The 11629-nt window shown below is 75.8% G+C and carries 10 protein-coding genes; 3 read left to right on the top strand and 7 right to left on the bottom strand.

The genetic code is table 11. From position 1 onward, the window contains the following. Nucleotides 1-28 precede the first annotated feature (28 nt). Together gap and CCN44_RS37230 are read right to left on the bottom strand one after the other, a co-directional pair. Nucleotides 29-1027: a type I glyceraldehyde-3-phosphate dehydrogenase gene (gene gap, locus CCN44_RS37235; protein ID WP_059246545.1), complete on the bottom strand. Its 999-nt coding sequence runs from the start codon at nt 1025-1027 to the stop codon at nt 29-31. Between the two features lie 107 nt (nt 1028-1134). After that, nucleotides 1135-2091, bottom strand: a complete 957-nt coding sequence (locus tag CCN44_RS37230) for a GlxA family transcriptional regulator (RefSeq protein ID WP_086703176.1) — start codon at nt 2089-2091, stop codon at nt 1135-1137. 118 nt (nt 2092-2209) lie between these two features. Between CCN44_RS37230 and CCN44_RS37225 the strand changes: the two genes are divergently transcribed. Next, nucleotides 2210-3001, top strand: a complete 792-nt coding sequence (locus tag CCN44_RS37225; RefSeq protein ID WP_086703173.1) for an N-formylglutamate amidohydrolase — start codon at nt 2210-2212, stop codon at nt 2999-3001. 352 nt (nt 3002-3353) lie between these two features. Here the strand turns inward: CCN44_RS37225 and CCN44_RS37220 are convergent, their stop codons facing one another. Genes CCN44_RS37220 through CCN44_RS37210 form a run of 3 tightly spaced genes read right to left on the bottom strand, consistent with a single transcriptional unit; the run spans nt 3354 to nt 5895 of the window. Further along, nucleotides 3354-3818 (bottom strand): hypothetical protein, encoded by a 465-nt coding sequence (locus CCN44_RS37220; RefSeq protein ID WP_202430403.1) that lies wholly within the window; start codon nt 3816-3818, stop codon nt 3354-3356. Between the two features lie 14 nt (nt 3819-3832). Continuing rightward, nucleotides 3833-4471 (bottom strand): RNA polymerase sigma factor, encoded by a 639-nt coding sequence (locus CCN44_RS37215; RefSeq protein WP_189396975.1) that lies wholly within the window; start codon nt 4469-4471, stop codon nt 3833-3835. Continuing rightward, entirely contained in the window at nt 4468-5895 is a 1428-nt protein-coding gene (locus CCN44_RS37210) for a S8/S53 family peptidase (RefSeq protein WP_086703163.1), read from the bottom strand. The genes CCN44_RS37215 and CCN44_RS37210 overlap by 4 nt, the downstream gene beginning before the upstream one ends. 76 nt (nt 5896-5971) lie before the next feature. Between CCN44_RS37210 and CCN44_RS37205 the strand changes: the two genes are divergently transcribed. Beyond that, the gene (locus CCN44_RS37205; protein WP_086703160.1) at nt 5972-8584 is read left to right on the top strand and encodes a CHAT domain-containing protein; all 2613 of its coding nucleotides are present in this window, start codon (nt 5972-5974) and stop codon (nt 8582-8584) included. A 39-nt stretch (nt 8585-8623) separates the two neighbouring features. Here the strand turns inward: CCN44_RS37205 and CCN44_RS37200 are convergent, their stop codons facing one another. Both CCN44_RS37200 and CCN44_RS37195 read right to left on the bottom strand, forming a co-directional pair. Further along, complete coding sequence (locus CCN44_RS37200) at nt 8624-8992, bottom strand: hypothetical protein (protein ID WP_086703156.1); 369 nt, start codon at nt 8990-8992, stop codon at nt 8624-8626. Nucleotides 8993-9020: 28 nt separating this feature from the next. Continuing rightward, complete coding sequence (locus CCN44_RS37195; protein WP_086703150.1) at nt 9021-10745, bottom strand: LuxR family transcriptional regulator AbsR2; 1725 nt, start codon at nt 10743-10745, stop codon at nt 9021-9023. Between the two features lie 94 nt (nt 10746-10839). Here CCN44_RS37195 and CCN44_RS37190 point away from each other — a divergent pair. Next, on the top strand, nt 10840-11629 hold a 790-nt coding region (locus CCN44_RS37190; protein ID WP_107502150.1), incomplete at its 3' end, for a M12 family metallopeptidase.

Here is an 11629-nt window from a genome sequence, read left to right as displayed (position 1 = left end):
GCCGCCGAGGCGCACGCCGCCGCGACGCTCAGCGGCCGGCGAGGAGTTCGAGCGTGTCGATCACCCGGTTGGAGAAGCCCCACTCGTTGTCGTACCAGGCGACCACCTTGACGTGGCGGCCGTCGACGCGGGTGAGGGCCGAGTCGAAGACGGACGAGGCGGGATTGCCGGTGATGTCGGAGGAGACGAGCGGGTCCTCCGAGTATTCGAGGATGCCGGCGAGCGGGCCCTGTGCCGCGGCGCGGTACGCCGCCAGCACGTCGTCGCGCGTCACGTCGCGGGCGACGGTCGTGTTGAGTTCGACGATCGAGCCCACCGGCACCGGCACACGGATCGAGTCGCCCGACAGCTTGCCGTCGAGGTTCGGCAGCACCAGGCCGATCGCCTTGGCGGCGCCGGTCGTGGTCGGCACGATGTTGATGCCGGCGGCCCGGGCGCGACGGGCGTCGCGGTGCGGACCGTCCTGCAGGTTCTGCTCCTGCGTGTAGGCGTGCACGGTCGTCATGAACCCGTGCTCGATACCGGCGAGTTCGTCGAGCACCTTGGCCAGCGGCGCGAGCGCGTTGGTGGTGCAGGAGGCGTTCGAGACGATCGTGTGCACGGCCGGATCGTAGGCGTCGGTGTTGACCCCGAACGCGAGCGTGACGTCGGCGCCGTCCGACGGCGCGCTGACGAGTACCTTCCGCGCGCCCGCGTCGAGGTGGGCGCGGGCGGCCTTCGCCGAGGTGAAGCGGCCGGTGGCTTCCAGGACGAGGTCGACGCCGAGTTCGGCCCACGGCAGCTGCGCCGGTTCGCGCTCGGCCGACACCCTGATCCGCCGGCCGTCGACCACGAGGGCGTCCCCGTCGGCGGTCACCGGGCGCCCGAGCCGGCCGGCCGTGCTGTCGAAGGCGAGCAGCCGGGCGAGCGTGGCGGGCTCCGTCAGGTCGTTGACGGCGACGACCTCCAGGGCGCTGTCGCGCTCCAGCAGCGCGCGCAGCACATTGCGTCCGATGCGGCCGAACCCGTTGATGGCGATGCGAGTCATGTGTGAGGTCCCTTCCCTTCCCCACCAGGCTCGCCCGGGGCCGGCGCCGCCGACAGTGGCGGGATCGCCACGGTTCACAAGGATCACGCCAGGCGGCGCGGGGCGGGTCACTCGCCCTTGGTGAAGGTGCGCCGGTACTCGCTCGGTGTGGTGCCGAGGATGCGCTGGAAGTGCAGGCGCAGGTTCGCGCCGGTGCCGAGCCCGACGTCGGCGGCGATCTGCTCGACGCTGCGCTGCGAGCGTTCGAGCAGTTCGCGGGCCAGGTCGATACGGGCGCGCATCACCCACTGCATCGGCGTGCAGCCGGTCTCCTCCACGAAGCGCCGGGAGAACGTGCGCGGCGAGACCCCGGCCTGCCGCGCCAGTATGTCGAGGGTGAGGGGCTCGCCGAGCCGGTGCAGCGCCCACTCGCGGGTGGCGGCGAACCGCTCGCCGAGCGGCTCGGGGACGCTGCGCGGCACGTACTGGGCCTGGCCGCCGCTGCGGTAGGGGGCGGCGACCAGACGCCGGGCCGCGTGGTTGGACGCGGCCACCCCGAGGTCGCCGCGCAGGATGTGCAGGCACAGGTCGATGCCGGAGGCGGCGCCGGCCGAGGTGAGCACGCTGCCCTCGTCCACGAACAGCACGTTCTCGTCCACCCGGACGAGCGGATGCCTGGCCATGAGGGCCCGCGTGTAGTGCCAGTGCGTGGTGGCGCGCCTGCCGTCGAGCAGGCCCGTGGCGGCGAGCGCGAAGGCCCCCGTGGAGATGGCGGCGAGCCGCGCGCCCCGGTCGTGGGCGGCGATCAGTGCATCGACGACGGCCCGCGGCGGGTCGTCGCGGTCCGGGAACCGGTAGCCGGGGACGAAGACGATGTCCGCCCACGCCAGCGCGTCGAGGCCGTGGGCGACGGAGTACGCGAGGCCGTCGCCGCCGGTCACGAGACCGGGTGCCGCCCCGCACACCCGCACCTCGTACGGCATGCTCGCGCGGGTCGTGAACACCTGGGCGGGGATGCCGACATCGAGCGGCTTCGCACCCTCGAGCACGAGAACGGCGACGCGATGCAGGCGGGAGGCTGGCACAGGACGAGGGTACGTGGCGCGTGACACGGTCCGTGGACAGCTCCGCGGCGCATGACCCACAGTCGATGTGGCACCTTGATCGCCTCGCCTGCCGCCGACCACGCCCTTGGAGCAGCCCGTGACCCCGACCGTCCCGTCGTTCCGACTCCTTCCCGGCGCCGCCGGCTCGCCCGTGCTGCTGCATGTGCCGCACTCGTCGCGGACCGTCCCCCGGGACGTGCGGGCCGGCATCCTGCTGGGCGACGCGGAGTTGGAGCGGGAGCTGGACCACATCACGGACGCGCACACCGCCGAGATCGCCGAGCGGGCCGCCGCGCTCGCCGGGGTCCGGCCCTGGCGGTTCGTGAACCGGCTGTCGCGGCTGGTGGTGGACCCGGAGCGGTTCCCGGACGAGCGGGAGGAGATGACGGCCGTCGGCATGGGCGCCGTGTACACGCGGACCACGCACCGGGGCGAGCTGCGGCCCGCGGACACCGACCCGGAGCCGCTGCTCGCCAGGTACTTCCGGCCGTACGCGCGGGCGATGACGGAGGCGGTGGCGGGGCGGCTGGCCGCGACCGGGCGGGCCGTCGTCATCGACGTGCACTCGTACCCGGCCGCACCGCTCCCCTACGAGCTGCACGGCACCGGGCCGCGCCCGCCGGTGTGCCTGGGCACGGACGCCTTCCACACCCCGCCCGAGCTGACCGAGGCAGCCCGCGCGGCGTTCGCCGGCTGCGGGGAGACCGGGCTGGACAGCCCGTTCGCCGGGACGTACGTACCGCTGGAGTTCTACGGCAGGGACGCCCGCGTCAGCGCGCTGATGGTGGAGATCCGGCGCGACACCTATATGACCGAACCCGGCGGGCCGGCCGGCCCCGGCCTGGACCGACTCGCCACAGCGCTGGCGGCTCTGGTCGACACCGTGTAACCGACGTGCACGTCACCCCGCAGCATCGGGCGGCGCGGATCTGCGCCAAGGCGGCGAGTCAGCCGGAACCGGCCGCGCAGCACCCCGCGCACCCCTGCCGAGGGCTCCCACCGCCAGTCCCACGCCCGGTGAAGATCCGGCACGACACCTACACGACGAAACCCGACGGACCGACCGGCCCCGGCCAGGACCGACCCGCCACGACGCCGACGGCTCTGGTCGACACCGTGCAACCGACGTGCACGTCACCCCGCAGCATCGGGCGGCGCGGATCTGCGCCAAGGCGGCGAGTCAGCCGGAACCGGCCGCGCAGCACCCCGCGCACCCCTGCCGGGGGCTCCCGCCGCCTGTCTCACGCCCGCAGCCACTCCGTGACGATCACCTCCCCGCCGGTGCGCAGACGCAGCGCGAAGGGGCCCGTCGGCGGGGTGTCGCTGGTGAAGCGGCCGAGAGTGTCGGCGGTGAGCGGGCGGGTGGTCTGCGGGCCGCCGAGCACCTCGATCCGCGCCGACTGCGGCGGCAGCACCTGCCCGATCAGCCCCTCCTCGGTGACCTCCACGTCGACGCTCACCTCGCCCGCGCGGAAGGTCAGCATGCGCGGCGCGTCCGTGACCCCCCGGACCGGCAGCGCGTCCACGAGCGAGTCGAAGGTCAGCTCGGCGAGCCGGGCGTCCAGGTCGTGCAACGCGAAGGCGTCCAGGGCCGCCTGCAGCAGCTCGGCCGGGACCGGGTCCAGCACGGCGGCGGCCTGGCGCAACTCCTCCTCCAGCAGGGCGTCCGCGAACCCGCCGTCGTCCGGGCCGTCTTCCCGGGGCATCCCGTCGTCGCCGCTCACACCGCACCCCGTGCGTTCATCCGGGCCCGCAGCCGGCGCAGACAGCGCTGGCGCAGCGGGCCGATGCTGCCGACCGCGATGCCGAGCGCGGCCGAGATCTCCCCGTAGCTGGGCGGCGGCGAGGCCATCAGCACGCGCAGCAACTGCCGGCAGCGCTCGCCCAGTCCGTCCAGCTCCTGCCAAAGGCGGCGGACCCGCTCGGCGCGGTCCGCCGCCTCCTCCGAATCGATCAGCGACTCCTCCGGGGTCCGGTCCTCGCTGGCCCGGTCCAGCACCCGCGGATCGTCGGTCAGGGTCAGCCGCGCCAGCCCCTTGAGCACCTTCAGGCACTCGTGCCGGGCCGTACTGGCCAGCCAGGCACCGGCCTTGTCGGGTTCCCGGATGCGGCCCAGATGCTGGGCGAAGCGGAACCACGTGGTCTGGAAGACCTCGTGCCCGTCGGCGTCCGACAGCCGGTGTGCGCGCACGACCGACCACACCAGCGGACTCATCCCTTCCACCAGCGCCTTCCAGGCCGCGGCGTCCCCGTCGACGGCGGACTGGACCAACGCGCCGACCTCTGCTCGGTCCACGGTTCCACCCCTTGTGTACGGCCTGTCATCGTACGCCGTGGAGCGGAGGGTTCCGGCCCTCATGCGGGCACCGCCGGGATCACGGCCGGGACGGGGCGCCAGGTGGGCGGGCGGAGCGCCGGTACGTGCGCCCCGCGCACCTCGGCCCGCTCGGTGGCGTCCGCCAGCAGCGCGGCACCGGCCGCGCGCGGGTCGCGCTCCCGGTACGCCGTCATCCGGGCGGCGACGAGTCCCGCGGCCACCGGGGTGGCGAAGGAGGTACCGCTCCACTGCGCGAGTCCTTCGAACATCACCTGGTCCGGCTTGGCCCCGGTGCTCTCCCGGCCCTCGCTCAGCACACCGGTGTGCCGCGGGTACTGGCAGGTGCACGGGTAGTCGGCGCCGAAGCGGCAGGTGTCGTAGGTGGAGTGCTGGTAGACGTACGGCACGGGGGTGACGAAGCCGGTGAGGGCGCTGGTGAGGCGCTCGCCGGGGGCGTGGACGCGCACCCAGGGCCCGTGGTTGGTGAAGCAGGCGCCGGACTCGCCGTCCGCGCGCAGGGCACCCACCGACAGCACGCAGTCGGCGTACTCGGGCAGGGCGGCGTAGGCGGCGGGCCAGAACGGCGTGTCACAGCCGTTGTTGCCGGCGGCGGCCACCAGCAGGGTGCGCTGCTCGCGCAGTTCCCGCATGAACGCGTCCAGGCCGATCAGGCCGTCGTGGTCCGCGCTGGGCGTGCCCGCGGAGAGGCTGATGATGTCCGGCCAGCCGTCCCGGTCGACGGCCTCGAAGAGCAGGGCGCCGAACTCGGACTCCAGCACCGCCCCGGCGTCGTTGAGCGTGCCGCGCACGGTGATGTCGGTGTTGGGCGCGACGGCCGCGAGGAGGCCGGCGATGAACGTGCCGTGGCCGACGTACTGGCGGAGCACGCCGTGGTCGTCGGTCTCGGTCAGCTGGGTGTCGCCGGTGGTGTGGGCGAGCAGCGGGTAGGAGCGGTGGTCGTGCACCAGGCCGGTGTCGACCACGAGGACGCCGACCGCCGTGCCGGGGTCGTACCCGCCCTCGGCGGGCGCCGGGTTGGCGGGCTCGGTGCGCGGCGCGGGCACCGGCTCGTCGCCCGGGCAGGCGTTGACCGGGGCGATGTGCACCACATGGTTGCGGCCGACGAGCCGGCGGCCCTGGCGGTCCTCGGCCTCCCGCACCGCGCGCAGCGCGTGCGGCACGGTGTCCTCGCCCTCGGCCGGGTCGCCGACCCGGATCCGGGTGACGCCGGTGCGGCCGGCCTGCGGGCCGATCCGACGCACATGGTCGGGGACGAGACCCTGGGTCTCGGTGAAGTGGGTGCGCACGGTGTCCTCGACGAAGCCGGCCTCCTCGCCGTCCCGGACCAGGACGACGCCCTTCTCGTAGAGGAACCCGGCCGAGTCGTCCGGCCCCATGGTCAGGGGCACGTCCGGCAGGGAGCGCTGGATGTGGTCGAACTGCTCGTGGAATCGCTGTGGTGCCATGTGGTGTCCTCCCCCTGGAGACGGTGTCCGACAGTGAGAGCCGCGGGGCCACCGTCTGATACAGCAGGCCACTACCATGCGAGACGTGACAGCGGGAAGCGAGTCGGTTCTCGAACTGCTGCCCTTGGTGTTCGCCGATCCGGGCGAGGCACGGGCGCGCGCCGAACACGTCCTGGGAGCCGGTCCGTCGCCGCTGCACGCCAGCGTGGCGCACCAGGTACTGGGCATCTGGCAGCGGGACTTCGGCGATCTGCGGATCGCGCTGCGGCATCTGCGGCGGGCCCGGGACCTGGCCGCGCGCGCCGACTCGGCCGACCGGGAGGCCGATGTGCTGGCGACGCTGGGGGTCGCACTGGTGCACGCGGGGCGCACGCGGCAGGGGCTCGCGTCCTTCGAGCGGGGCGTCGCCCGGGGTAGCGGGCACACCCGGGCCCGGGTGCTGTACCGGCGGGCCTACGTGTGGTGGGTGCTGGGGCGTCACCGGGAGGCTCTGGAGGACGTACGACGGGCCCTGCCCGTCCTGCGGCAGGTCGCCGACGACATCTGGACCGCGCGGGCGCTGACCCTGCGGGCCACGGTGCATCTGGCGGTGGGCGCGGTGGACCGGGCCGTCGCGGACTTCACGGCGGCGGAGCGGCTGTGGGACACCACCGGCCAGGAGCACGACAAGGCGGACGCGGTGGAGAGCCGGGGCCTGGCCGCGTTCCGGTCCGGGGACATCCCGGCGGCGCTGCGGCTGCTGGACGAGGCCGAGGAGCGCTACGCCAAGCTGGGCACCCCTACGTACAACCTGTCGATCCGGCGCTGCGAGGTGCTGATGGCGGCCGGGCTCGCCCCGGAGGCGCTGGCCGAGGCGGACGCGGCGATCGCGCTGCTGGACCGGATGGGCGGGCAGTCCACCCGCAAGGCCGAGCTGCTGCTGGCCGCCTCGTGGGCGGCCCGGTCGGCGGGGGACGCGCACACCGCGATAGCCCGCGCCGCCGTCGCCGTACGGCTGTTCGCGGCGCAGCGCCGGACCTGGTGGGAGACGCACGCCCGGCTGGTGCTGCTGGAGGCGCGGGTGGCGGCCGGGCGCCGGTCGGGGCGGATGGTCGCGGACGCGGCGGCGGTCGCCGAGCGGCTGACGTCCTTCGGCTCGCCCGCCGCGCCCCAGGCCTCGCTGCTCGCGGGCCGGATCGCGCTGGCGCTGGGCTGGACGGCGGACGCGGAACGGCATCTGGCGGTGGCCGCCCGCAGCCGGCACGGCGGCCCGCCGCCCGCCCGGATGACGGGCTGGGCGGCCCAGGCGCTGCGGGCCCGGGCGGCCGGCTCCCGGCGCGGGGTGCTGGAGGCGTGCCGGCGCGGCCTGGACGTGCTGGACGACCACCGGATGACGCTGGGCGCCCCGGAGCTGCGCGCCCACGCGACCGCGCAGGGCGCCGAACTGGCCGCGCTGGCGCAGGAGGTGAGCCTCGCCCAGGGCAGTCCGCGACGGCTGCTGGAGTGGAGCGAGCGGTGGCGGGCGACCGTGCTGTCGGCGCCGCCGACCCGGCCGCCCGACGACCCGGTGCTGCTGAGCGGGCTGACCGCCTACCGGGAGATCGCGGCCCGCGCGGAGGCCGCCCGGATGGAGGGCCGGCCGGTGCCGGCGCTGGAGCGCGAGAAGCGGCGCCTGGAGCGGGAGATCCGCTCCCGCACCCGCCACATGGGCGGGGCCGCCGCCGACGCGGGCGACCGGTTCGACGTGCGCCGGCTGCTGGACCGGCTCGGTGACGCGCGGCTGGTCGAACTGGCCGTGGTCGACGGCCGGGTGCACGTCCTGCTGTGCGGGCAGGGCCGGGTACGGCGGTTCGCCGGCGGTTCGCTGGCGGAGGCGGTGGCCGAGGCCGAACACGTGCAGGCCGGGCTGCGGCGGCTCGCGCACCCCGGGGCCGAGGCCCGGCTGCCGCTGGTGGAGGCCGCGGGCCGGCGGCTGCAGGAGCTGCTGCTGGCCGGGGCGGTGCCGCACCTCGGCTCGGGCCAGGTGGTGATCGTGCCGCCGGGCACGCTGCACCGGGTGCCGTGGGCGCTGCTGCCCGCGCTGCGGGAGCGGGTGCTGAGCGTGTCGCCGTCGGCGGGCAGCTGGCTGCGCGCCCGGGAGACGGCACCGCCGCCGGACGGACGGCCGGTGCTGGTGCGCGGCCCCGGCCTCGCGACGGGCGGGGCGGAGGTGCCCGAGCTGGCGGACCGGTACGGCACGGCGACGGTCCTGGAGGGCGACGCCGCCCAGGTGCCCCGGGTGCTGGCGGAACTCGACGGGGCGGGCCTCGCCCACCTCGCGGCGCACGGCACGTTCCGCGCCGACAGCCCGCTGTTCTCGGCCCTGCGGATGGCCGACGGCCCGCTGATCGTCCACGACTTCGAGCGCCTGGCCCGCAGCCCGTACCGGATCATCCTCTCCAGCTGCGACACCGCCCGCCTCGCCGCGGTCGGCGCCGACGAACTCCTCGGCGTGGTCACCGCGCTGCTGCCGCTGGGCACGGCCGGGGTGGTGGCGAGCAGCGCACCGGTCAACGACGCGGCGGTGGTGCCGTTGATGCTGGCCCTGCACAAGGGCCTGGACGCGGGCCTCTCCCTGGCCGAGGCCCTGCGGGATGCCCGCGCGGCCCTGCCCGGGGACGCGGTCCACCAGGCGACGGGCTGGGCGTTCGCGGCGTTCGGGGCGGCGTGAGGGGGCGCCTGCCCGGGCCGACCGGCCGGATCCGCCCGATCACGCTCCCGGGTGGAGCCGTCGCCGCGGGGCTCTGCTGGGCCCGGGCATGACCGCGTAGGTCAGGAGGAGCGCGAGGACGATCGGGAACACCAGCGTCCGCAGGGGCGGCGGCCAGCCGTGGCCGTACTCGGCGACCAGACCGTCGTACACGAGTGCGAACGGGTAGACCGCGAGCATCGTGACGCGCGACGTCTTCCCTCGCGCCGGGGGTTCGGCGGGCGTTCCCGGCCCGTCGAACCAGATCTCCAGGCCGGTGGTGGTCGGCTCCGGCCGTACGGAGCGGCCGACCGGCGCCGGTCGTGCGCCGCACCCGGACCAGCCCGAGTTCGGCGGCCGCCCGGCCGGCGATACCCCGGGCCGCGGCATACGGTCGCCCGTATACGGGAGGCGGCCTCTACGCCGTCTCCCGCTCAGGCACCTCCACCAGCCACGGCAACGCTCCCCGGTCCCCCGTCCCGAGCCGGGTGTACGCGCTGTAGAGGTGATTGCCCACGGTCCGCACGGACAAGGTGAGCCTCTCGGCGATCTCCCGGTTGCTCAGCCCCGCCGCGGCCAGCGTGACGATCTGCCGCTGCCGCGCGGTGAGTTCGCCCAGCACCAGCCCGGCCAGCGCGGGCGTGCGCGCACCCTGGCAGCGCCGGGCCAGCGCCACCGCCCGGGTACGGGAGCGCCGCGCGGCCCGCGGATCCCGGTGCGCCCGGACGGCCTGCGCGTGCGCCTCCGCCGCGTACAGCAGGAAGCCCCGCTCGGCCAGCGCCTCCGCGGCCCGGTCCAGCGCGGCCCCGTCCCCGCGCGCGAGCGCGTCCGCGTGCCGCGCGAACACGCTGCCGGCCGGCAGCCGTCCGAGGGCCCGCTCGGGCTCGCCGAGGCGTACCGCGTCGTAGGCCGCACGGACGTCGTCCGGGTCGGTCTCCTCGCCCACCTGACCGTCGGCCAGCGCCAGTTCCCGGCGGCAGCCGGGGTCCGACGGCGTCTCCCGCAGCCCCTCCCGGGCCCACGCCGCCGCCTCCCGCAGCTCGCCGCGCAGGCGCGCGAACCGGGCGCGGACCTCGGCGTACCCGGCCGGCAGCGGGCCGCCCTCCGCCACCAGCCACTCCCCCACCGGCGCCGGCACCGGCCGGACGTCGAGCAGGTCGATCCGCCGGACCAGGACGCGCTGTTCGGCGGCCAGCGCGGGGCCGTACGCGAAGGGCGCGCGGGCCAGCCGCCGGGCCCGCAGCCGGCCGGCCGTGGCGCGCAGCGCGGCGCCGTGCAGGGGGTGGGCGAGGGTGACGGCGCCCTGCTCGTCGACGTCGATCAGACCGTCCGCCTCCAGGCGTTCGAGGGTGTCCAGGTCCAGCTCGTCCGCCGGCAGCGGCAGGGGCTCGGCGAAGGCCAGGCGGTCCAGGACGTCGCGTTCGCCCGGCCCGGAGCGCTCCAGGGCCGGGGCGAGCCGCTCGCGGACCGCCGGGGTGACCGGCAGCGCGCCCCGCCAGGCCCGCTCGCCGGTGCCCGGGACGGGGGCCAGCCGGCCGGAACCGGCGAGCGCGGTCACCAGGTCGCGCAGCAGCCGCAGATCGCCCCGGCACGCCTGGTGCAGCCGGCGCACGGTGAGCGGTTCCAGACCGGCACCGGCGAGCAGCTGGGTGGTGTCCTCGGGGGACAGCGGGTCGAGGGCCAGCCGGGGCAGCAGCTCCCCGGTCCACAGCCGGGACACCGCTCCGGGCGCGGGCGGGCCGTCCGCCGCGGCCACCACCAGGCGGGTGCGGCCCTGCACGGCGAGCTGGTGGACCAGGGCGGCGGAGGTCTCGTCCAGCAGCTGGGCGTCGTCCACGACGAGGAGCCGTACGCCCGACAGCGCCCGGACCGCGCGGTGCAGCGAGACGGTGTCCGGGAGCAGGTGGGCGAAGGCCGCCAGGGGCAGGTCCCGGGCCTCGGGCGTGCCGGTCACCCGGGCGTGGTCCAGGCCCCGGACCGCCTCCGTGATCAGCCGGGTCTTGCCGCGGCCCGCGGGTCCCGTCACCACGATGCCGGGCCGCCCGGCGGTCAGCGCCCCGCGCACCAGCTCCAGTTCGTCCGCCCGGCCGGTGAACGGCCACGGCAGCTCCGGCGTCTTCGCGTCCTGTTCGTAAGTCCTCACATCATCCTGAGCGCGCGTACTCAGGTTTGATACAGGGTGACTTGAGTAGCCCCCGACTCAGGTGCCCGGCCGGGGCGGGCGGCACGCTGGCCGCATGACCCGACGCCTCTGCTCGCTTCCGCGGCAGCCGGCCCCGACGTTCGCACCGGGGCTGACCGCCGAGCGGCTGGGCGCGCTGCTCGCCGGGCGGCGGATGTGGGTCAACGGCACCGTGCTGCACTACTGCTTCCTGGACGCCCGCACCGACGCCTCGGTCATCCCGGTCCCCGGCACGGGGGAACTGCGCCGGGTGCCGTGGGCGGGCGGCGAGGAGCAGCGGGACGTTGTCCGCGGCTGTTTCCGCGAGTGGCAGGATCTCGGCATCGGCGTCACCTTCGCCGAGGTCGGTGACCGCTGCGAGGCGGAGCTGCGGATCGGGTTCCAGGCCGGTGCCGGGTCCTGGTCGGCGGTGGGCCGGGAAGCGCTGTCGGTGGGCCGGGGCGAACGCACCATGAACCTCGGCTGGGACGTGACCGCGCCGGGGGAGCGCGGGACCGTCCTGCACCAGATCGGGCACGCGCTCGGGATGGTGCACGAACACCAGAGTCCGTTCGCCGGGCTGCACTGGGACGACGAGGCCGTGTACGCCGAGCTGGCGGGCCCGCCGAACTTCTTCAGCCGGGAGACGACGTACCGGAACGTGCTGCGCCAGCTGGACGCCTGCGAGGCGGGGGGCTCGGTGTGGGATCCGCAGTCGGTCATGACGCTGCCGTTCGGGCCGGGGCTGGTGCTGGAGCCGGAGCAGTACCGCGGGGGACTGCGTCCGCCCGGCACCCCGTCCCCGGCGGACAAGGAGTTCGTGCTCCGCTGGTATCCGCCGGCCGACCCGTCCGGGCCGGCCGCGC

The sequence above is a fragment of the Streptomyces tricolor genome (assembly GCF_002155905.1).
Lineage (GTDB): Bacteria > Actinomycetota > Actinomycetes > Streptomycetales > Streptomycetaceae > Streptomyces > Streptomyces tricolor.
The sequence above is the reverse complement of the archived record's forward strand: the minus strand, read 5'-3'. Positions and strand labels throughout refer to the sequence as shown.